The following is a 21604-nucleotide window of genomic DNA, read 5'->3' as shown; positions in this document are numbered from 1 at the left end:
GGGCCATTTACTGGGGGCACCTCCCGCTTGCGGGGGACTGCTCGCGCGCACTCAGAACTCGTGGCGGTACTCGCGCAGCGGTACCCGGCCGTCGTCGGCCAGCACCCCCTCGGCGCGTAACCGCTCCAGCTGCCGGGTGGCCAGGTGCGGCGCCGGCCACCCGGAGGCCCGAATCACCCGGTGCCACGGCAGATCCGAGGAGTCGGTGCGCATGATCCACGCCACGATGCGCGGGCTGGGCAGCCCGGCCTGCTCGGCGATATCACCGTAGGTGCTCACCCGCCCGGCCGGGATCCGGGCCACCAGCGCCCGCACCACCTCGACCTGATCCTCGGTGATCGGCGCCACGATCAGGCCAGGTGCCCGCGGATGATCGCTGCGGTCTCGGCGGGCAGGGCCTGGGCGACCATATGGTCGCAGTCCACCTCGGCCAGCGTGAAGCTCGCGCCGAGTGCCTCACCCAAGGTGCTGATCAGCGTGTCGCTCACATACGGTGGGGAGGTCCGGGTCGCCAGCATCAGCGTGGTCGGTGTTCCGCTGCGCGGCAACGGGATCGGCCGGGTCAACTCACTCCAGTAGGACATCGCCGCCGGGACACTGATCCGCCAGCCCAGGCGCCCGTTGGGCAGCGCGATCAGGTGCTCATCGAGTTCACGGGTCAGCTCGTCGGGGAACGTGGCGGCCACCTCGGCCCACGACCCGGAGAGTTTGTCGGCGGTGGCCTCTTCGCGGTCGGGGTAGTCGGGGGAAGACAGCATCGCGTCGGCGATCTCGGCCATCCAGGCGCCGTCCAGGGCCACCGCCGGATCCAGCAACACCAGCCCGGAAACCAGCTCGGGCCGGGCCGCCGCGAGGCTCAGTGCCACCGCGCCGCCGAACGAATGCCCGACCACCAGCACCGGCCCGCCGCCCTCGGCGTCCAGCAACGCCGCCAGCGCTGCCACATTGGCCTCGACCGTCCACGGCGCCGCCCAGGTGGACCGGCCGTGCCCGATCAGATCCGGTGCCAGCACCGAGAACTCGGGCAGATACTGATTGGACAAGGTTTCCCAGCGACGGCCGTGCCCGGTGAGCCCGTGCACGCCCAGGATCTGGGCAGGCCGGGACGGGCCGTAGCGGTAGGTGTGCAGGGGATCGGTCACGCCTCGATCGTAGGTGCCGACCTCACATCCCGTTCTCGCCGGCCCGTCCGCGCTGGTCAGCGCGACTTGTCGGAGGTGCCTGGTGAAATGCTCGCATGTCCGCGCCGCACACCGATCTCACCCCGAACGCGCTCACCGCACCGGGTATGCGCGGCACGGTGCGGGTGCTCGGTGGGGCGGGCACCGGCAAGAGCACGTTGCTCGTCGACACCGCGGTGGCCCACATCGCCGCCGGCGCGGACCCGGAAAGCGTTCTGCTGCTGACCGGTTCGGCCCGGCTCGGGGCGCAGGCCCGCGCCGCGATCACCGCCGCACTGCTCACCGCGGGTGCGCGCGGCGTGGTGCGTGAGCCGCTGGTCCGTACCGTGCACTCCTATGCCTTCGCGGTGCTGCGCCTGGCCGCGCAACGCAATGGTGATCCGCCGCCGCGGCTGATCACCAGTGCCGAGCAGCACGGCATCATCCGAGAGCTGCTCGCCGGTGATCTGGAGGACGGCGCCGATGGCTGGCCGCTGTCGCTGCATCCGGCCCTGGGGACGGCCGGTTTCGCCACCGAGTTGCGTGATCTGTTGGCGCGGTGCGCCGAACGTGGTGTGGACCCGGTCGCCCTTCAGCGCCTCGGCAGGCTGTCGGCGCGCCCGGAATGGGTGGCGGCGGGTCGGTTCGCCGCCATGTACGAGCAGGTGATGTTGCTGCGCTCGTCGGTCGGCATGGCCGCACCGCAGGCCACCGTGCCGGCGCTGGGTGCGGCCGAACTGGTCGGGGCCGCCCTGGACGCACTGGCCTTGGATCACGCACTGCTGGGCGCCGAACGGGCCCGGGTACGTGTGCTGCTGGTCGACGATGCGCAGCAGCTCGACCCGCAGGCGGCGCTGCTGGTGCGGGTGCTGGCCGCCGGATCCGATCTCACGGTGCTCGCCGGTGACCCCGATCAGGCCGTCTTCGGTTACCGCGGTGGTGATCCGGCACTGTTGCGCGCCGATACCCCGGCCGTGGTGCTCACCGGGTCGCACCGGTGCTCGACGGCGGTGGCCGCCGCGGTCACCGGGATCGCGCGTCGGCTGCCCGGAGCCGACGGCATGCGTGAGTTCACCGGGGCGCCCGGCCGGCCGGGTTCGGTGACGGTGAAGATCGCGGGCTCCGTGCACGCCGAGTCCACGCTCATCGCCGACGCCCTGCGCCGCGCCCATCTGATCGACGGTGTGCCGTGGTCACGGATGGCTGTGATCGTCCGTTCGGTACCGCGGGTCGGCGCCGCGCTGGGCCGCACCCTGACCGCCTCCGGTGTACCCGTCGATCTGCCCGGCCCGGACGCCTGCCTGGCCCAGCAACCCGCGGTGCGCGCGCTGTTGATCGTGGCCGACGCGACAGCGAACGGGCTCACCGGTGCGGCCGCGATGGATCTGGTGACCGGACCCATCGGGCGGGTGGACCCGGTGTCGCTGCGGCAGCTGCGTCGCGCGTTGCGGCGCACGTTCGGCCATCAGCAGGAATTCTCCGAACTGCTGGCGAAATCGGTGCAGCGCGTCCCCGATGGCCTGCCCGCCGACCTGGCGCGCTGCCTGCAGCGGGTGCAGGCAGTGCTGCGCGCAGCCAAGCAGAGCCATCGCGGCGGCGAGGATCCCCGGAACACGTTGTGGCAAGCCTGGAATCGCAGCGGCCTGCAGAAACGCCTGGTCACCCAGGCCGACCGTGGCGGTGCCGGGAGCACGGCCGCCGAACGCGATCTCGCGTCGGTCACTGCACTGTTCGACATCGCCGATCAGTACGTCACCAACACCACCGGGGCGACGCTGGGCGGTCTGGTCGCCCACGTCGATGCGCTGGAGTTGCCGACCACCGGCACCCGCCCCGAGCGGGCCGATACGGTGGCGATCTGCAGCCCGCACGCGGCGCTGGAACGGGACTGGGACTTCGTGGTCCTGGCCGGACTGCAGGAAGGGTTGTGGCCCAACACCGTTCCCCGCGGTGGGGTGCTCGGCACCCAGCACCTGGTCGACGTGCTTGACGGTGTGACGGGTTCCGACGATGGCCCGACGGCCAGGGTGTCGACCCGGGCCCCGCTGCTGGCCGAGGAACGCCGGCTGCTGATCGCGGCGATGGGGCGCGCCCGTGATCGTCTGCTGGTGACCGCCGTCGACAGCGATACCGGCGATGCCGCGCTGCTGCCGTCGCCGTTCTGCGCCGAGCTCGCCGCCCTGGCCACCGAGGACACCGACACCGGCGGCGAACGTGAGATCATCCCGGCGCCCCGGGTACTGACGCCCGCGGCGCTGGTCGGCCGGTTGCGGGCCGTGGCGTGCGCCCCCGAAGGCGACGTCGAATCTGATGCCAGAGCCTGCGCGGCAACGCAATTGGCGCGTCTCGCGGAGGCCGGCGTGCCCGGCGCGGACCCCTCGCTGTGGCATGTGCGCACCGAACCGTCCACGGCCGAGCCGCTATGGTCGGGCGATGATCACGTGAGCACGTTGTCACCGTCCACGCTGCAGACGCTCGCGGACTGCCCGCTGCGCTGGCTGCTGGAACGCCACGGTGGCTCCGACGGCCGCGATGTCCGTTCCGCGGTCGGAACTCTGGTGCACGCGCTGGTGGCGGACTCCACCAAGACCGAGAGCCGGCTGCTCGCCGAGTTGGAGAGTGTCTGGTCGGCAATGCCGTATGAATCCCAGTGGTACGCCGACAACGAACTGGCCCGACACGGCGCGATGCTGTCGGCGTTCGCGCAGTGGCGCCAGTCCACCCGCGACCAGTTCAGCGAGGTCGGCACCGAGGTCGCCGTCGACGGCATGGTGGCCCCCGGCGTGCGGGTGCGCGGGCGCATCGACCGCCTCGAGCGGGACAACGCCGACCGCCTGGTGATCGTCGACGTCAAGACCGGCAAGAGCCCGGCCACCAAGGATGATGCCCAGCGCCACGCTCAGTTGGCGATGTACCAGCTTGCCGTCGCCGAGGGTGTTCTGCCCGAAGGAGATGAGCCCGGCGGCGGCCTGCTGGTCTACCCGGCCAAGACCACCGCGAGCGGGGTGACCGAACGCGCCCAGGACGCGCTCACCGCCGATACGGCCCAGCAGTGGCGCGATACCGTTACCGCGGCGGCCGCGGCGACCCAGGGCCCGCAGTTCGTCGCGCGCGCCAACGACGGGTGCGGGCACTGCCCGGTGCGTGCCATCTGCCCCGCCCAGAACCCGGAAGGCCGGTCGTGAACGCAGCGCAGCAGTACAGCCCCGCCGAGCTGTCCGACGCGCTGGGCCTGTTCGCCCCGACGGCCGAACAGGCCGCGGTGATCGCCGCCCCGCCGGGCCCGCTGGTCGTCATCGCCGGCGCCGGTGCCGGTAAGACCGAGACGATGGCCGCCCGGGTGGTCTGGCTGGTGGCCAACGGATATGCCCGGCCCAGTGAGGTTCTCGGCCTCACGTTCACCCGTAAGGCCGCCGGCCAGCTGCTGCGCCGGGTCCGCACCCGGCTGGCGCGACTGGCCGGGACCGGTATCGGCCGCGACATCCGGGCCGATGACCCGCCCACCATCAGCACCTACCACGCCTTCGCCGGGACGCTGCTGCGCGATCACGGACTGCTGCTGCCGGTCGAGCCGGACACCCGGCTGATCGGCGCAACGGAGTTGTGGCAGTTGGCCTTCCGGGTGGTCTGTGACCATCCGCGTGTCCTGGACACCGAGAAGTCACCGGCCGCGGTGACCGCCCTGGTGCTGCGGTTGGCCGGTGCGCTGTCCGAACACCTCGTGGACACCGCTGCGCTGCTGGACACCCACACCGAGCTGGAACGTCTCATCCACCACCTGCCCGCCGGCGGCAACCGGACCGACCGTGGGCCGGCGCAGTGGCTGCTCAAGTTGCTGGCCACCCAGAACGAACGCACCGAACTGGTGCCGCTGATCGACGAGCTGCACCGCCGCATGCGGGCGGAGAAGGTGATGGACTTCGGCGCTCAGATGTCGGCGGCCGCCCGGCTGGCGGTGGCCGCACCGCAGGTCGGTGCCGAGCTCCGGCAGCGCTACCGGGTGGTCCTGCTCGACGAATATCAGGACACCGGGCACGCCCAGCGAATCGCCCTGTCCTCGCTGTTCGGTGGCGGCGTCGACGACGGCTTGGCGCTGACGGCGGTCGGTGACCCCGTCCAGTCCATCTACGGCTGGCGCGGCGCGTCGGCGACCAACCTGCCGCGGTTCGCGACCGACTTCCCGCACGCCGACGGCAGCCCTGCGCCCACCCTGGAGCTGCGCACCAGTTGGCGCAACCCGCCGGAGGCGCTGCACCTGGCGAATGCGGTGTCCGAGCAGGCCCGCCGGCGGTCGGTGAGCGTGCGGGAACTGCTGCCCCGCCCGGATGCCGAGCCGGGCACCATCCGCGCGGCGCTGCTGTCCGACGTTGTCGCCGAACGCAACTGGGTGGCCGATCAGGTGGCGGGCCGCTACCGGGCTACCCCGACGCCGCCGACCGCGGCGGTTCTGGTCCGGCGCAACGCCGATGCGGCGCCGATGGCCGAGGCGCTGACCGCACGCGGCATTCCGGTCGAGGTGGTCGGCCTGGCCGGGTTGCTGGCGATCCCCGAGGTCGCCGATGTGGTGGCCATGCTGCGCCTGGTGGTCGACCCGACCGGCGGTGCGGCCGCGATGCGGGTGCTGACCGGGCCGCGCTGGCGGTTGGGGGCCCGTGATATCGCGGCGCTGTGGCAGCGCGCCGTCGACCTGGATGTGCCCGCCGCTCAGCTGGGCCCCATGGAGCGCATCGTGGCCGCGGCCGCGCCCGATGCGGACACCGCGTGCCTGGCCGATGCCATCTGTGACCCTGGCCCGAGCGAGCTGTACTCGGTCGCCGGTCATGCGCGCATCGTCGCACTCGGCCGCGAACTCACCGGTCTGCGTGCCCATCTCACGCATCCGCTGCCCGATCTGGTCGCCGAGATACGCCGGGTGCTCGGCGTCGACGTGGAAGTCCGGGCGGCCCGCCCGGTGCCCGCGGGCTGGGGCGGCACCGAGCACCTGGACGCCTTCGGTGACGTGGTGGCCGACTTCGCCGCCCGCTCCGACGGCGCGCCGGCTGGGTTGCTGGCCTACCTGGATGTCGCCGCGGACGTCGAGAACGGTCTGGCGCCGGCGGAGGTGACGGTCTCGGCCGACCGGGTGCAGATCCTCACCGTGCACGCCGCCAAGGGCCTGGAATGGCAGGTGGTGGCGGTTCCGCACCTGAGCGCGCGGGTGTTCCCGTCCACCGCGATGGCCCGCACCTGGCTCAGCGATGCCGGTGACCTACCGCCGCTGCTGCGTGGGGACCGCGCCATATCCCGTCGCTCCGCTCGCCCGGATGCCCCGGTGAACGAACACGGTGTCCCGGTCCTGGACACCTCGGATATCAACGACCGGAAGACGTTGTCCGACAAGATCGCCGATCACAAGGACATGCTGGCCCAGCGTCGCGGCGACGAGGAACGGCGGTTGCTGTACGTGGCGCTGACCCGCTCGGAGGGCACCCTGCTGCTCTCGGGGCACCACTGGGGGCCCACCGAGGCCAAACCCCGCGGACCCTCGGAGTTCCTGTTGGAACTCAAGGCCATCATCGATGCCTCGGCGGCGGCCGGGCAGCCCTGCGGGCTCATCGAGGAATGGGCGCCCGAGCCGCCCGACGGCGAACCGAACCCGTTGCGCGGCAGCATCGTCGAAGCGGTGTGGCCGGTGCCGCCGGCCGCCGGCCGCCACGCCGATATTGCGCGCGGGGCCGCACTGGTTACCCACGCCGCCGAGGGAACCGTCGGGGCAGCGCTCGACCCCGAGGATTGGGCCGCCGACGTCGACGCGCTGCTCGCCGAGCGGGAGCGGGCCGCCGAGCAGGCCCCGGTCGAGTTGCCCGGACAACTGTCGGTGAGCACCCTGGTCGACCTGGGTAAGGATCCCGCGGCCGCCCGACAGCGGCTACGCCGCCGGCTGCCGGCCCGGCCGGACCCACATGCCTTGCTGGGCACCGCATTCCACGAGTGGGTGCAGCGTTACTTTCATGCGGAGCGGTTGTTCGACCTCGATGATCTGCCCGGAGCGGTGGACGGGGAGGCCGGGCGGGCGCACGCCGAGGAACTGGCGGACCTGCAGGCCGCGTTCGCGTCCTCGCCCTGGGCGTCACGCACCCCGATCGACGTCGAGGTGCCCTTCGACATGATCCTCGAGGGCCCGCGCGCCACCGTGGTGCGCGGGCGCATCGACGCCGTCTTCGCCGAAGCCGACGGCGGCGCGGTGGTGGTCGACTGGAAAACCGGTGAGCCGCCGAGCACTCCGGAGACCCAGAGCCACGCCGCGATACAGCTCGCGGTGTACCGGCTGGCGTGGGCGGGTCTGCAGGGGTGCCCGGTGGAATCAGTGCGGGCGGCGTTTCACTACGTGCGCAGTGGGGTGACCGTCATGCCGGACACGCTGCCCGGCGCCGAGGATCTGGCCGGGTTGCTGGAGGACGGTCAGGCGTTGCGATAGATCTTGTACGCCTGGGTGATCATCGGAATCTGCAGCGGCAGTCGGGCGACCGCGCCGATGCGCATCGGCAGTGGCTTGTCTTTCCAGAGGCGCACCATGTTGACGTTGGCGGGGAACACCCCGAGAAACAGCGCGATCGACGCCAGCGCGCCGACCTTGCGGGTTTTCGGTGCGATCAGCAATGCGCCGGCGGCGACCTCGGCCACGCCGGAGGCGTGGGTGTAGAAGCGGGCGCTGCCGGGCAGCTCGGTGGGCACGATGGTGTCGAACGGCTTGGGGGCCACGAAATGCAGGACGCCCATGCCGACGAGCCACCCGCCCATCCGGACGGCACGGGTGGCGGTTGCTTGCTTCTGATCTCCGGATGCGGGGCGTGTCATGGTTACATTGTGACGTGCCCACCCCGTCGCGATCGGTGAAACGTGGCCAAAGGTAGATTGCGCCGGCGGCTGGCGGCGGTGAACGAGAACCTGTCCTCGCGCCATGACGCCGACCTCGTGGACGTTCTCACCATCCCGGAGAAGTTCGTCAGCCCGTGGCGGCGCATTTTCACCCGGGTGCTGTTGGCGCTGGGTGCGCTGTTCGCGACCGTGCTCATCGTCTATCTCGACCGGCACGGCTACCGCGATATCGACTCCGCGCCGAACCCGGACGATCCGCTGTCATTCTTGGACTGCCTGTACTACGCCACGGTGTCGCTGTCGACCACTGGCTACGGTGACATCACCCCGGTGACGCCATCGGCCCGGCTGGTCAACGTTCTGGTCATCACGCCGCTGCGGGTGGCATTCCTGATCGTCCTGATCGGAACCACGGTCGAGACCCTCACCAACCAGTCACGTCAGGCATTGAAGATCCAGCGATGGAGGAGAAGCGTGCGTAACCACACCGTCGTCGTCGGATACGGAACCAAGGGCCGCACCGCCGTTGCGGCGATGATCGGTGACGATGTCGCGCTCGCCGACATCGTCGTGGTCGAGAACAACCCGACCGCACTCGAGCGCGCCAAGAATGCCGGCCTGGTCACCGTGCGGGGCAGTGCCACCGATTCGGAGATCCTGCGGCTGGCCTCGGCCCAGCACGCCAAGTCGATCATCGTCGCCTGCAACAGTGATGACACCGCCGTGCTGGTGACCCTGACCGCCCGCGAACTCAACCCGCGGGCCAACATCATTGCCGCCGTGCGGGAGGCCGAGAACCAGCATCTGCTCAAGCAGTCCGGCGCGAACACCACCGTCGTCACCTCCGAGACCGCGGGCCGGCTGCTGGGCATCGCCACCCAGACCCCGAGTGTGGTCGAGATGATGGAAGACCTGCTGACGCCCGACGAGGGTTTCGCCATCGCCGAGCGCCAGGTCGAGCCCAAGGAAGTCGGCGGCTCACCGCGCCATCTCACCGACATCGTGCTCGGCGTCGTCCGCAACGGCGACCTGCTTCGGGTGGACGACGAACGGGTAGATGCTCTGGAGCTGACCGACCGGCTGCTCTACATCCGCTCCAAGGAAGACCGGTAACCCACCTTGAGTTTCACACTCCGGAACATTCCTCTGTTGTCCCGGGTCGGGGCCGACCGCGCCGACACGCTGCGCACCGATATCGACGCCGCGATCGCCGGCTGGGCCGACGCCCTGGTACTGCGGGTGGACCGGCGCAACCAGGTGCTGATCGCCGGCGGCAGTGTCGTGCTCGGCAAGGCCGCCGGTCTGGGCGACGCGCCGCCCGAGCAGGCGGTGTTCCTGGGCCGCCTCGACGACGGCAGACACGTCTGGGCGATCCGCGGCGCGCTGGAGGCGCCCGAGGATCCGACCGTCGAATCCGAGGTGCTCGACCTTCGCCGGGCCGGGGCGATCTTCGACGACGCCAGTGCGCAGCTGGTATCCACCGCGACCGCGCTGCTCAACTGGCATGACAACGCCCGCTACAGCCCGGTCGACGGGTCGCCGACCAAGTCGGTCAAGGCGGGCTGGTCGCGGCTCAACCCCGACAACGGCCACGAGGAGTTCCCGCGCATCGACCCCGCGGTGATCTGTCTGGTGCACGACGGCCACGACCGTGCGGTGCTGGCCCGCCAGGCCGTCTGGCCGGAGCGGCTGTTCTCGATCCTGGCCGGGTTCGTGGAGGCGGGGGAGTCCTTCGAAGCCTGTGTGGTCCGCGAGATCGCCGAGGAGGTCGGCCTCGACGTCACCGACGTGCAGTACCTGGGCAGTCAGCCGTGGCCGTTCCCGCGCTCGCTGATGGTGGGTTTCCACGCGCTCGGCGATCCCGAGCAGCCGTTCGCGTTCAACGACGGCGAGATTGTCGAGGCGCACTGGTTCACCCGCACCGAGATCCGTGACGCGCTCGAAAGCGGGGACTGGAGCAGCGATTCGTCCTCGCGGCTGTTGCTGCCGGGGTCCATCTCCATTGCCCGGGAGATCATCGAGTCCTGGGCTGCCCTGGACTGATCGCTACGCCCCCAGCGCGTCGATGTCCCGTAACACGAGGCGGGCGTCGTCGTGGGTGAGTTTCAGCTGGGTCGACACGAACTCCACCCAGGACCGTGCGCCGAGAGCACCCGGGCTGGTCTTCGATTTCAGGGTGGCCAGCAGCAGCAGCTGTTCCTCGCGGGCGAGGTGTTCGGCTCGACCGTAGAGCGCGATGGCGTGTTCCATCGCCGGCCGTGAACGTGACCTCGCCAGCAGTGCTTCGGCTTCGGCGACGAGCGCTGAGCGTTCGGTGCGGAGGGTATCGATACCCGGAAGGCTCTGAGTCATGCATCGAACACTAGTTCGATGCACCGACAGGCCGGGTCAGTTCAGCTTGGCCTTGACCTGCTTGACGTTCGGGTTGGTCAGCGTGGATCCGTCCGCGAACTTCACCGTCGGCACCACATGGTTGCCGTTGTTCACCGACCCGACGAATTCGGCGGCGGACGGATCGGCCTCGATGTCGATTTCGTCCCAGGCGATGCCCTCGGCCTTCAGCGCCGTCTTGAGCCGGTTGCAGAAGCCGCACCACGACGTGGTGTACATGGTCAGCTGGGCTTCAGAGGTGGGGGCCATGTCAGAACTAACCTATCGACGTCGGTGCGTATTTCCCCGCCAGCCTATGCGGCGACACGGGCGCTGCTGATGTCGGAGCCTCCTGCCATGATGGACGGCATGCCGTCCGTCGACAGTCTCCTCGGCGACCTCGACGACGAACAGCGCGAGGCCGTGCTCGCGCCGCGGGGTCCGGTCTGTGTGCTGGCCGGCGCCGGCACCGGCAAGACCCGCACCATCACCCGCCGCATCGCCCACCTGGTGGTGGGCGGGCACGTCGCGCCCGGCCAGGTGCTGGCGGTGACGTTCACCGCCCGCGCGGCCGGCGAGATGCGCAGTCGGCTGCGGGCCCTCGGTGAGCAGTCCGGGGTGCCGACGGCAGCCGTCCAGGCCGTCACCTTCCACGCCGCGGCCCGGCGTCAGCTGCAGTATTTCTGGCCGCGGGTGGTCGGCGACACCGGCTGGCAACTGCTCGACAGCAAGTTCTCGGTGGTGGCGCAGGCCGCGAACAAGGCGGCAGTGAAGGCCAGTACCGATGACGTACGCGACCTCGCCGGCGAGATCGAATGGGCCAAGGCCTCGCTGATCACGCCCGAGCAGTACACCGCCGCGGTCGCCAAGACCCGCCGCGACGTCCCGATGGACGCGGGCACCGTGGCCAAGGTCTACAACAACTACGAGCGACTCAAAACGCACCGCGACGGCACCGCCCTGCTGGACTTCGACGACCTGCTGCTGCACACCGCGGCCGCGATCGAGAACGACGCGGCGGTCGCGAGTGAGTTCCGGGACCGCTACCGCTGCTTCGTCGTCGACGAATACCAGGACGTCACCCCGCTGCAGCAGCGGGTGCTCGATGCCTGGCTCGGTGAGCGTGACGACCTGACGGTGGTCGGGGACGCCAACCAGACCATCTACTCGTTCACCGGGGCCACCCCGAAGTTCCTGCTGGACTTCTCCCGGCGCTTCCCCGAGGCCACCGTGGTGCGCCTGGAGCGCGACTACCGGTCCACCCCGGAGGTGGTGTCGCTGGCCAACCGGGTCATCGCCGCCGCGCGCGGCCGGATGGCCGGCAGCAAGCTGCACCTGATCGGCCAGCGTGACCCGGGCCCCAAGCCGTCCTTCGCCGAGCATCCCGACGAGGTGGCCGAGGCGGCCGGTGTCGCGAAGAAGATCAAGAAGCTCATCGAGTCCGGTACTCCCGCAGCCGAAATCGCGGTGCTGTACCGCATCAATGCCCAGTCCGAGGTGTACGAGGAGGCGCTCACCGAGGCCGGTATCGCCTTCCAGGTGCGCGGGGGTGAAGGGTTCTTCAGCAGGCAGGAGATCCGGCAGGCGCTGATCGCGTTGCAGCGCAACGTCAACAGCGAGTACGGCGACGATCTGCCCGGCCTGGTCCGGTCGCTGCTGGAGCCGCTGGGCCTGACGGCCGAACCACCCGCGGGCACCCAGGCCCGGGAACGCTGGGAAGCGCTGACCGCGCTCGCCGAACTGGTGGATGACGAAGTGGCGCAACGGCCTTCGCTGGATCTGCCGACGCTGCTCACCGAACTGCGTCAGCGGGCCGACTCTCGGCACCCACCGGTCGTGCAGGGCGTCACGCTGGCCTCGCTGCACGCGGCGAAGGGTCTGGAATGGGACGCGGTGTTCCTGGTGGGGCTGGCCGACGGCACCCTGCCGATCTCGCATGCGCTGTCCCATGGACCCGACAGCGAGGCGGTCGAGGAGGAACGCCGGCTGCTCTATGTCGGCGTCACCCGGGCGCGGGTGCATCTGGCGCTCAGTTGGGCGTTGGCCCGCACCCCCGGCGGACGGCAGGGCCGGCGCCCATCCCGGTTTCTCAACGGGGTCGCCCCACAGTCCCCGGCTGACGCGGCGCCCGCCCGCCCGAAGCGCGCCAAGGGCGCCACGCCGCGCTGCCGGGTCTGCAACGGGGCGCTGAACAGCCCGACCGCCATCATGCTGCGCCGCTGCGAGAGCTGCCCGTCCGATATCGACGTCGAACTGTTGGCCGAGCTCAAGGACTGGCGGCTGCGCGTCTCCCAGGAGATGAAGGTGCCGGCGTTCGTGGTGTTCACCGACAACACGCTGATCGCCATCGCCGAGACGCTGCCCGCCGATGCCGCCGCACTGGTGGCGATTCCCGGTATCGGCGCCCGCAAGCTGGAGCAGTACGGCCCCGATGTGCTGTCGCTGGTGAAAGCCCGGTCCTGAGGGGCGCGCCGCCTCGGCCAAGTTTCCGCTATATCCTGCCAAACTCGCTGGTCAGAAAATCGCTTGTGCGTTCGGGCTGTTAGGCTCTAGCCTCAAGATCACACGTTCTGTGGGACTACTTTTTTGTCTGGCGAGAGGAGGATTCGGCATCATGACGATTTTCACCATGCAGCAGCGCGTAAACGTCAGCGGTATGCCGCTGTCCGCCCGCGCCGTCGTCGGCATTCCCGCCGTGCATCGAGCCGGATGGGCGCCCGCTGCCGCCGCGCCGCAGCACAAGCGCCGCACCGCCGAAACGACCGCCGAGTCCGTGAAGTGGGGCACCACCTAGGTAAGCCCCCAGAACCGCCGAAAAGGCCACGGACCCGCGCAACCGGATCCGTGGCCATTGTTTTCGGAACACCCGAACGCCCTGGTCGACCGGTCCGGTCAAGTACACCGACACCGAAGAAACGACCAGGAAGTAGGGAAAGACATGTCCGTCCAGGCATGCCCTGAGCGAATACTGCCCGCGGTGCCGTGCCACGAGGCCGATCCCGACCTGTGGTTCGCCGAGAGCCCGACCGAGCTGGAACGGGCCAAGGCCCTGTGCGCTGACTGCCCGATCCGGAGTCTGTGCCTCAACGAGGCGCTGGAACGTCAGGAGCCGTGGGGAGTCTGGGGTGGCGAGATCATCGAACGCGGAACCATCGTGGCGCGCAAGCGGCCGCGTGGACGCCCGCGTAAGGATGCTCGGGAGGGCCGGGCGGCCTAGCTTTGTGCTGGGCCGCCCGGTCGGCCCCGAACGTCAGGCGGCTTCGGTGAAACCCGGAACCAGTTCGGTGGCAATGGCTCTCACCGGGACATGGGCATCCAGCTGGCAGCAGATCGCGATGGTCGACGCGATGACGCGCAGCGGGATGGCCAGGTTGGCCGGCAGATCGAGTTGACGCGCCATCTTGATGTGCGCCACCGAGTTGTCCATCTGGCCGGCGGCCATCCGCTGAATCCAGCGCCGCGTGTAGTGGAAGACCTCGGTCTCCACGGGTTCGACGTATTGGCGCAGCATGTCGTCGATCTCCTGAGCCGACACCTGCTCGCCCTTCTGGATGAACCCGGCCGCCTCCATCGCGGGCAACAGCTCGACGTAGTTCTTGGCCCGGGCCAGCCGGATGCAGTTACCCAACGATGCCGGGAACCCGCCGGGAAGCGGTGCGACAGCACCGAAGTCGATGACACCCATCCGCCCGTCGGGCATCAGCATGAAGTTTCCGGGATGCGCGTCGCCGTGCATCATCTCCAGGCGCTTGGGGGCGCCGAAGGTCAGCTCGGTGAGCCGGGTGCCCATCACATCGCGCTGTTCGGGGGTGCCCTCCCGGATGATGACCGACATCGGCACGCCTTCGATCCATTCGGAGATGACGACCTTGGGGGCGCTCGCGATCACCGCGGGCACCACGAAATGCGGGTCGTCGGTGTAGGCCTTGGCGAATGCCCGCTGGTTGTCGGCTTCGAGCCGGTAGTCCAGTTCCATCTCGGTGCGCTCGATGAGTTCGGCGACGACGCTTTCGATATCGGCGCCCGGGGCGAGCTGCTTGAAAACACTGGTCAGCCGCTGGATGGACTTCAGGTCGGCGCGCAGCGCCTCATCGGCGCCCGGGTACTGGATCTTGACCGCGACCTCGCGACCGTCCGACCAGATCGCCTTGTGCACCTGACCGATGCTGGCCGAGGCGATCGGCTTGTCGTCGAAGGACTGGAACCGGTCGCGCCATTTGGTGCCGAGCTGCCCGTCGAGCACGCGGTGCACCTTGGCCGCGGGCAGCGGCGGGGCTTCGCGCTGCAGCTTGGTCAGCGCCTCGCGGTAGGGCTTGCCGTACTGCTCGGGGATCGCGGCTTCCATCACCGACAGGGCCTGCCCGACCTTCATCGCGCCGCCCTTGAGTTCACCGAGCACCGTGAACAGCTGCTGGGCAGCCTTGTCCATCAGCTCAGCGGTGACTTCGTCCTTGGATTTGCCGGCCAGCCGCTTGCCGAACCCGAGTGCGGCCCGTCCGGCGAAGCCGACGGGAAGGCTGGCGAGCTTCGCGTTTCGCGCGACGCTGCCTCGTTTGATTTCGGACACCTAACCATCATCCACGACCGGCCTGAATATGCCGCAACGAACTGGCAACAAGCGATGTCAGCACCCGCAGGCGGGGTGGCGCGACCAGCGTCGTGTCACCACCGAACCGGTGCCGACGTCGAATTCGACGGTGGCGTCCAGTGTGATCGGCGTGCGCGAAGCGGCCCGCGCGTCGAGATCATCACGAATGGCCCTTATCACCAGATCGACCTGGGTCAGCGCCAGCGCAGCGGTGCCCAGCACGGTGGCCCGGTCGGCGGTGGTGACGGCGTGGCGCAGCTGCGCGGCCAGCGCCGGCCAGGCCGCGTCCCGGTCGCTGCGGTGCAGATCGGCGCAGGCCAGACACGAGGTCCGGCCGGGTATCACCAGCGGCCCGACCAGGCCGGTGCCGTCACGCACCCGGACCGGCAGATGCGGCACCGCGGAGGTGTGCAGATCGCGCAGCACCCGCGGATCGGTGACCAGCGCATCGGCCAGCACCACGAGATCGGCGCGGTCGGTGGTCACCACCGCGTGCCGGCGGCTGCTGCGCGTCACCCGGGTGCCCGAGCAGCTCAGCGCCCCGGCCAGCAGGTCCGACAGCGGGCCCCGGCCGTGCACCCGCACCGACACCGAACGCAGCGACGCACGGGTCCGGGTCACCACACCGTCGGCGACCAGCGCCTCCAACAGGTCCGGCACGGTGGTCGGCGGCAGCCCGAAGTCCGCAGCGCGCGTGGTCAATTCATCGACGGTGGCGGGGTCCTGCATGGAACGCAGCAAGGCGGCCAGCGCCGGACCGGTGGATCCGGCGGGCGGGTGCACCAGCACGGCGCGCCGCGGATCCCAGCCGACCTGCACGGTTCCATCGGGCCGCAACAAGACCGGCATCGCCGGGTTGAGTGCGTAGCGCCGCATCACCCGACTGTGTCACGACGGGCCCGATCGCCGCGTCAGTTATCCACAGGGCCGTCGGGGCGCTCGTTGCGCTCCAGGTCTTCGAGCAGCTGATCGATGCCGCTGGTGTCGCCGCCGATGGCCCGGTCGATGAAGGCGGCAGGCTCGTCGAGATCGGCGGCGCCGGGCAGCAGGTCGGGGTGTTGCCAGACCGCGTCGCGGGCATCGGAGCCGACGGCCTCGGTCAGTTTCTCCCACAGCGCGGCGGCCTCGCGCATCTTGCGGGGGCGCAGTTCCAGCCCTACCAGGGTGGCGAACGTCTGCTCGGCGGGCCCGCCGGTGCCGCGGCGGCGGCGCAGCGTCTCGCTGAGCGCCTCGGTGCCGGGCAAGCGGTCCCCGAGCGCGGCGATGACGACGGTCTGCACCCAGCCCTCGATGAGCGCCAGCAGGGTCTCCAGCCGCTCCAGCGCGGCGGTCTGCTCCGGTGTCGCCTTGGGTTCGAACATGCCCTGACTGAGCAACTGTTCCATGGCGGCCGGGTCGGCCAGTGACGCCGGGTTGAAGCCCTGGGCCATGTCCTCGATACCGCTCATGTCGATCTTCATGCCCTTGGCGAATGCCTCGACCGCGCTGAGCAGCTGGCTGGACAACCACGGCACGTGGCTGAACAGCCGGTGGTGGGCCGCCTCGCGGGCGGCCAGGAAGGTCAGCACCTCGCTGCGCGGCTGCTCCAGACCCTCGGTCAGGGCGTCCACGGCCTCGGGCATCAGCGCGGCAACGCCCTTGGGGCCCAGCGGCAATCCGATGTCGGTGGAGGTCAGTACCTCCTTGGACAACTTGCCCAGCGCCTGGCCCAGCTGGCTGCCGAAGGCCATCCCGCCCATCTGGGACATCATCGCCAGCAGCGGTCCGGCCATCGCCTGTGCCTCCTGGGGCAGGGCCGAGGCCCACACCGTGGAGATCTGCTCGGCCACCGGGTCGCACAACCGCTTCCAGGTGTCCAGGGTGTTGTCCAGCCACTCCGTCGGTGTCCAGGCCACGGTGCGGGTGGTGCCGGCCGGCAGCGCGGTGGCTCCGTCGAGCCAGGTCTCGGCCAGCCGCACCGCGTCGGTGATCGCGGACGTGGTGGATTCGGATATCGGCGCCACGAAACCGATCGAACTGGTTGCCAGCTGACGGGCCAGGTCGTAGTTGACCGGTCCGGCCTGCTGGCCGCCGGCGGCCATAGTGCCTGTACCGCTGAACATCTCGCCGAGCCGGGTGAAGATCTGGCCGAGGTCGGACATGTCGAAACCTTCACCGCCCATCCCGAACGGATCCCCGGAGGGATCTTTCTTGCGCTTGTCAGGATCCGGGTCGTCTCCGTGAGAGAAGCCGAAGGGCAGGTCAGACATAGCGTCAACGGTACCCACCGACGGCGGTGCGGGTGGGGCCGCGGGTCACGCTGTGGGTGAACGCGCTCTACTGTGGGCGGCGTGAACAGGCGGATTTTGACGCTGGTGGTCGCGCTCGTGCCCATCGTGGCGTTCGGGTTGCTGCTGTCGGTGGTGACGGTGCCCTTCGTCGCGTTGGGGCCGGGTCCGACGTTCAACACCCTTGGCGAGATCGACGGCAAGCAGGTCGTGGACATCAAGAGCACCGACGGGGTGGCCGGCAAGATCACCCATCCCACCTCCGGTCACCTGAACATGACGACGGTGTCCCAGCGCGACGGACTCACCCTCGGCCAGGCCCTGGTGTTGTGGATGTCGGGCCGCGATCAGCTGATCCCGCGGGAGCTGGTCTATCCGCCGGACAAGTCGAAGGACGATATCGACAAGGGCAACACCGCGGACTTCAAACGGTCCGAGGACGACGCCGAATACGCGGCCCTGTCCTACCTGAAGTACCCCAAGGCCGTCACCGTCGAGACCGTGGAGGACAAGGGCCCCTCGGCGGGCAAGCTGCAGCCCGGGGATGCCATCGACATGGTCAACAACGTCGAGGTCGCCGACCTCAAGGCGTTTCAGGACGTCGTGAAGAACACCAAAACCGGCGAGCAGATCGTCATCGACTACCGCCGCAAGAACGCCCCGGCCGGTACCGCCACCATCACGCTGGGCGAGCACCCCGAAGGCAAACAGGGGTATCTGGGCGTCGGGGTGCTCGATGCGCCGTGGGCGATGTTCGACATCGAGTTCAATCTGGCCAACATCGGCGGCCCGTCGGCGGGGCTGATGTTCAGCCTGGCGGTCGTCGACAAGCTGACCACCGGCGAGCTCAACGACGGCAAGTTCGTCGCGGGCACCGGCACCATCGACGCTGAGGGCAAGGTGGGTTCCATCGGCGGCATCACCCACAAGATGCTGGCGGCCCGGGAAGCCGGGGCCACGGTGTTTCTGGTCCCGGCCGACAACTGCGCCGAGGCCGCCAGCGCGCACCAGGATGGCCTGCAGCTGGTGAAGGTGGACACGCTGACCACAGCCGTCGACGCGCTGAACACGATTTCTGCCGGTGGCGAACCCCCCACATGCTGAGAGGTTCCTTGGCGGGCACTGCGTAGAGTTGGGGGCAAGACGTGGCCCTCTACTTGCTGAGGCCACCGACCATGGACTGGAGTTGAAGAGTTGGGTATGCGGCCCGCGGCACGAATGCCGCAGCTGACACGACGGAGCCGGGTTCTCATCGGCGTCGCGGTAGCTGTAGTCCTGTTGTTGTTGGTGGGCCCCCGGTTCATCGACGGGTATGTCGACTGGCTGTTCTTCGGCGAGCTCGGTTACCGCTCGGTGTTCACCACGGTGCTGTTCACCCGCATCGTGCTGTTCCTGGTGGTGTCGGTGTTGATCGGCGCGGTGGTCTTTGCCGCCATGACGCTGGCCTATCGCACCCGCCCGGTGTTCGTGCCGACCGTGGGACCCAACGATCCGGTGGCCCGCTACCGCACCACCGTGATGAGCCGGCTGCGGCTGTTCGGCATCGGTATCCCGGTGTTCATCGGTCTGCTGGCCGGCATCGTCGCGCAGAGTTACTGGCCTCAGGTCCAGCTGTTCTTGCACGGCGGCGAGTTCGGGATCACCGACCCGCAGTTCGGCATCGACCTCGGTTTCTACGCCTTCGATCTGCCCTTCTACCGGCTGGTGCTGACGTACCTCTTCGTCGCGGTGTTCCTGGCGTTCGTGGCGAACCTGTTGGGCCACTACCTGTTCGGCGGTATCCGGCTGGCCGGGGGCTCCGGGGCGCTCAGCCGCGCGGCCCGCATCCAGTTGATCGCACTGGCCGGCACCCTGGTGCTGCTCAAGGCCGTCGCCTACTGGCTGGACCGCTACGAGCTGCTGAGCAACACCCGCGCCGGTAAGCCGTTCACCGGTGCCGGCTACACCGATATCAACGCGGTGCTGCCCGCCAAGCTGATCCTGCTGGCGATCGCCGTCATCTGCGCGGTCGCGGTTTTCTCCGCGCTGGTCCTTCGCGATCTGCGTATCCCGGCCATCGGTCTGGTGCTGTTGCTGCTGTCCTCGCTGGTGGTGGGCGCGGGTTGGCCGCTGGTGGTCGAGCAGTTCAGCGTCAAGCCCAACGCGGCACAGAAGGAAAGCGAATACATCAGCCGAAGTATCACCGCGACGCGAGACGCCTACGGGCTGACCGACGAGGTGGTGACCTACCGCGATTACAGCGGCGATGCCAACACGACGGCTCAACAGGTCTCGGCGGACCGAGCCACGACGTCGAACATCAGGTTGCTGGATCCTGCGATCGTCAGCCCGGCGTTCACCCAGTTCCAGCAGGGCAAGAACTTCTACAACTTCCCCGATCAGCTGTCGATGGACCGCTATATCGGCCCGGACGGCCAACTCCGTGACTATGTGGTGGCCGCGCGCGAACTGAACCCGGACCGGTTGATCGACAACCAGCGCGACTGGATCAACCGGCACACCGTCTACACCCACGGCAACGGCTTCGTCGCCTCGCCCGCCAACACCGTGCGTGGTGTGGCCAACGATCCCAACCAGAACGGCGGTTACCCGGAGTTCCTGGCCACTGTGGTCGGTGCCAACGGCAGCGTGGTGTCCCCGGGACCGGCACCGCTGGACCAGCCGCGGGTGTACTTCGGCCCGGTGATTGCCGCGGCGCCGGACGACTACGCAATCGTCGGCAAGAACGGCGATGTCGACCGCGAATACGACTACGAGACCAACACCGAGACCAAGAACTACACCTATCAGGGCACCGGCGGTGTGCCCATCGGCAACTTCTTCAACCGCAGCGTGTTCGCCGCGAAGTTCGCCGAGCGCAACTTCCTGCTGTCCAACGTGATCGGTGAGAACAGCAAGATCCTGTTCAACCGTGACCCGGCCCAGCGGGTGGAAGCGGTCGCGCCGTGGCTGGACACCGACAACGGGGTCTACCCGGCGATCGTCAACAAGCGGATGGTGTGGATCGTCGACGGTTACACCACGCTGGACAACTACCCATACTCGGAGTTGACCACGCTGTCGAACGCCACCATCGACTCCAACGAGGTGGCGGTGAACCGGCTGTTGCCGGACAAGCAGGTCTCCTATATCCGCAACTCGGTGAAGGCCACCGTCGACGCCTATGACGGCACGGTGACCCTGTACGCCCAGGACGAAGCCGACCCGGTGCTCAAGGCATGGATGTCGGTCTTCCCGGGCACGGTGAAGCCCAAGTCGGAGATCTCCGAGGATCTGCAGGCCCACCTGCGTTACCCGGAGGACCTGTTCAAGGTGCAACGCGCACTGTTGGCCAAGTACCACGTCGACGATCCGGTGAAGTTCTTCACCAACGCCGACTTCTGGGACGTGCCACTGGATCCCAACCCGACGGCCAGCAGCTTCCAGCCGCCGTACTACATCGTGGCCAAGGATCAGGCGCTGCAGAACAACCAGCCGTCGTTCCAGCTGACCAGTGCGATGAACTGGATCAGGCGTGACTTCCTGGCCGCATATATCAGCGCGAGCTCGGATCCGGATTCTTACGGCAAGCTGACCGTGCTCACCATTCCGGGCCAGGTCAACGGTCCCAAGCTGGCCTTCAACGCGATCAGTACGGATACCGCGGTCTCCACCGAACTGGGGCAGATCGGTCGCGACGGCCAGAACCGGATTCGCTGGGGCAACCTGTTGACCTTGCCGATCGGCAACGGAGGCCTGCTCTATGTCGCGCCGATCTACGCCTCACCGGGTGCCGGCGACGCGGCCTCGACCTACCCACGCCTGATCCGGGTGGCGATGATGTACAACGACAAGGTCGGCTACGGCCCGACGGTCCGCGACGCCCTGGATGAGATCTTCGGTGCCGGCGCAGGCGCCACCGCGACGGGCCCGGCGCCCGCCGATGGTCAGCCGGCCGCACAGCAGCCTCCCGCACAGCCCGCGGCCAACCCGCAGGCCACTCCGCCGCAGCAGGGGAGTGCGCCCGCAGCGACGCCTCCGCCGGCGGCGGCGGTACCGGGTGGTCCGGTGCAGTTGTCGGGGGCGAAAGCCGCTGCGTTGCAGGACGTCAACGCCGCGCTCGACAACATGCAGCAGGCCCAGACCAGCGGTGACTTCGCCGAGTTCGGCGAGGCGCTGCAGCGGCTGGACGATGCGATGAACAAGTACCGCGAGGCCAGGTAGCCAGTCCTGCCGACAGTGCGGCCCCATACGCAACGCGCCGAGCGCACGCGGATGGGGCCGCACTTTCGCGCGGGGAGGGCCGCCCGGGCTGACTTGCGGACGGCTCCAAGAAGATGCCAAGTGGGCCGGGGCATGGTGGGGCCCGATGAACAGCCCTG

At 69.1% G+C, this 21604-nt stretch carries 17 protein-coding genes; 9 read left to right on the top strand and 8 right to left on the bottom strand.

Annotation, left to right across the window (positions count from 1 at the left end; translation table 11 throughout):
- Window positions 1-51: 51 nt before the first annotated feature.
- Together EXE63_RS07200 and EXE63_RS07195 are read right to left on the bottom strand one after the other, a co-directional pair.
- Window positions 52-348, bottom strand: coding sequence for an MGMT family protein (locus tag EXE63_RS07200; protein WP_168141363.1), 297 nt, complete (start codon window positions 346-348; stop codon window positions 52-54).
- A gap of 2 nt (window positions 349-350) precedes the next feature.
- Window positions 351-1142 carry an alpha/beta hydrolase gene (locus tag EXE63_RS07195; protein WP_168141362.1) on the bottom strand — a complete coding sequence of 264 codons (792 nt, stop codon included), beginning with the start codon at window positions 1140-1142 and terminating at the stop codon, window positions 351-353.
- A 95-nt stretch (window positions 1143-1237) separates the two neighbouring features.
- Between EXE63_RS07195 and EXE63_RS07190 the strand changes: the two genes are divergently transcribed.
- Window positions 1238-4345, top strand: coding sequence for an ATP-dependent helicase (locus EXE63_RS07190; RefSeq protein ID WP_168141361.1), 3108 nt, complete (start codon window positions 1238-1240; stop codon window positions 4343-4345).
- Complete coding sequence (locus EXE63_RS07185) at window positions 4285-7617, top strand: ATP-dependent helicase (RefSeq protein ID WP_372513178.1); 3333 nt, start codon at window positions 4285-4287, stop codon at window positions 7615-7617. The genes EXE63_RS07190 and EXE63_RS07185 overlap by 61 nt, the downstream gene beginning before the upstream one ends.
- Here the strand turns inward: EXE63_RS07185 and EXE63_RS07180 are convergent.
- Window positions 7602-7997 (bottom strand): DoxX family protein, encoded by a 396-nt coding sequence (locus EXE63_RS07180; RefSeq protein WP_168141359.1) that lies wholly within the window; start codon window positions 7995-7997, stop codon window positions 7602-7604. The two genes, EXE63_RS07185 and EXE63_RS07180, sit on opposite strands and share 16 nt — an antisense overlap.
- Window positions 7998-8039: 42 nt before the next feature.
- Between EXE63_RS07180 and EXE63_RS07175 the strand changes: the two genes are divergently transcribed.
- Window positions 8040-9131 carry a potassium channel family protein gene (locus EXE63_RS07175; RefSeq protein WP_168141358.1) on the top strand — a complete coding sequence of 364 codons (1092 nt, stop codon included), beginning with the start codon at window positions 8040-8042 and terminating at the stop codon, window positions 9129-9131.
- Between the two features lie 6 nt (window positions 9132-9137).
- Window positions 9138-10061: an NAD(+) diphosphatase gene (gene nudC, locus EXE63_RS07170; protein WP_168141357.1), complete on the top strand. Its 924-nt coding sequence runs from the start codon at window positions 9138-9140 to the stop codon at window positions 10059-10061.
- A 3-nt stretch (window positions 10062-10064) separates the two neighbouring features.
- Here the strand turns inward: nudC and EXE63_RS07165 are convergent, their stop codons facing one another.
- A complete protein-coding gene (locus tag EXE63_RS07165) occupies window positions 10065-10370 on the bottom strand; it encodes a hypothetical protein (protein WP_168141356.1) in 306 nt (101 codons plus the stop codon).
- 36 nt (window positions 10371-10406) lie between these two features.
- Window positions 10407-10658 (bottom strand): mycoredoxin Mrx1, encoded by a 252-nt coding sequence (mrx1, locus tag EXE63_RS07160; RefSeq protein ID WP_210000355.1) that lies wholly within the window; start codon window positions 10656-10658, stop codon window positions 10407-10409.
- A gap of 69 nt (window positions 10659-10727) precedes the next feature.
- Between mrx1 and EXE63_RS07155 the strand changes: the two genes are divergently transcribed.
- The 3 genes from EXE63_RS07155 (at window position 10728) to EXE63_RS07145 (ending at window position 13605) form a co-directional block, all read left to right on the top strand.
- Window positions 10728-12851 (top strand): ATP-dependent DNA helicase UvrD2, encoded by a 2124-nt coding sequence (locus EXE63_RS07155; RefSeq protein ID WP_301335173.1) that lies wholly within the window; start codon window positions 10728-10730, stop codon window positions 12849-12851.
- Window positions 12852-13002: 151 nt separating this feature from the next.
- Entirely contained in the window at window positions 13003-13182 is a 180-nt protein-coding gene (locus EXE63_RS07150) for a hypothetical protein (protein WP_105365755.1), read from the top strand.
- A 144-nt stretch (window positions 13183-13326) separates the two neighbouring features.
- Window positions 13327-13605 (top strand): WhiB family transcriptional regulator, encoded by a 279-nt coding sequence (locus EXE63_RS07145; RefSeq protein ID WP_168141354.1) that lies wholly within the window; start codon window positions 13327-13329, stop codon window positions 13603-13605.
- Window positions 13606-13638: 33 nt separating this feature from the next.
- Here EXE63_RS07145 and EXE63_RS07140 read toward each other — a convergent pair whose 3' ends face one another.
- From EXE63_RS07140 to EXE63_RS07130, 3 genes are read right to left on the bottom strand one after another with little or no spacing between them, the layout of a single operon-like run.
- Complete coding sequence (locus tag EXE63_RS07140) at window positions 13639-14955, bottom strand: macrolide-binding ATPase MABP-1 (protein ID WP_168141353.1); 1317 nt, start codon at window positions 14953-14955, stop codon at window positions 13639-13641.
- Between the two features lie 57 nt (window positions 14956-15012).
- Window positions 15013-15852, bottom strand: a complete 840-nt coding sequence (locus EXE63_RS07135; protein ID WP_168141352.1) for a bacteriocin biosynthesis cyclodehydratase domain-containing protein — start codon at window positions 15850-15852, stop codon at window positions 15013-15015.
- Window positions 15853-15887: 35 nt separating this feature from the next.
- Window positions 15888-17225 carry a zinc-dependent metalloprotease gene (locus EXE63_RS07130; protein WP_168141351.1) on the bottom strand — a complete coding sequence of 446 codons (1338 nt, stop codon included), beginning with the start codon at window positions 17223-17225 and terminating at the stop codon, window positions 15888-15890.
- 81 nt (window positions 17226-17306) lie between these two features.
- Here EXE63_RS07130 and EXE63_RS07125 point away from each other — a divergent pair, with 81 nt between their 5' ends.
- Window positions 17307-18347, top strand: a complete 1041-nt coding sequence (locus EXE63_RS07125) for a YlbL family protein (protein ID WP_168141350.1) — start codon at window positions 17307-17309, stop codon at window positions 18345-18347.
- Window positions 18348-18437: 90 nt separating this feature from the next.
- Window positions 18438-21446 (top strand): UPF0182 family protein, encoded by a 3009-nt coding sequence (locus EXE63_RS07120; RefSeq protein ID WP_168141349.1) that lies wholly within the window; start codon window positions 18438-18440, stop codon window positions 21444-21446.
- Window positions 21447-21604 lie beyond the last annotated feature (158 nt).

The organism is Mycolicibacterium frederiksbergense, assembly GCF_012223425.1.
Taxonomy (GTDB): domain Bacteria; phylum Actinomycetota; class Actinomycetes; order Mycobacteriales; family Mycobacteriaceae; genus Mycobacterium; species Mycobacterium frederiksbergense.
The sequence above is the reverse complement of the archived record's forward strand: the minus strand, read 5'-3'. Positions and strand labels throughout refer to the sequence as shown.

Bases quoted from the DNA above. Each gene is read 5' to 3' on its own strand.
- EXE63_RS07190 (WP_168141361.1), top strand. From the start codon at position 1,238: ATGTCCGCGCCGCACACCGATCTCACCCCGAACGCGCTCACCGCACCG.
- EXE63_RS07180 (WP_168141359.1), bottom strand. From the start codon at position 7,997: ATGACACGCCCCGCATCCGGAGATCAGAAGCAAGCAACCGCCACCCGT.
- EXE63_RS07165 (WP_168141356.1), bottom strand. From the start codon at position 10,370: ATGACTCAGAGCCTTCCGGGTATCGATACCCTCCGCACCGAACGCTCA.
- mrx1 (WP_210000355.1), bottom strand. From the start codon at position 10,658: ATGGCCCCCACCTCTGAAGCCCAGCTGACCATGTACACCACGTCGTGG.
- EXE63_RS07155 (WP_301335173.1), top strand. From the start codon at position 10,728: ATGTCGGAGCCTCCTGCCATGATGGACGGCATGCCGTCCGTCGACAGT.
- EXE63_RS07150 (WP_105365755.1), top strand. From the start codon at position 13,003: ATGACGATTTTCACCATGCAGCAGCGCGTAAACGTCAGCGGTATGCCG.
- EXE63_RS07145 (WP_168141354.1), top strand. From the start codon at position 13,327: ATGTCCGTCCAGGCATGCCCTGAGCGAATACTGCCCGCGGTGCCGTGC.
- EXE63_RS07135 (WP_168141352.1), bottom strand. From the start codon at position 15,852: ATGCGGCGCTACGCACTCAACCCGGCGATGCCGGTCTTGTTGCGGCCC.
- EXE63_RS07130 (WP_168141351.1), bottom strand. From the start codon at position 17,225: ATGTCTGACCTGCCCTTCGGCTTCTCTCACGGAGACGACCCGGATCCT.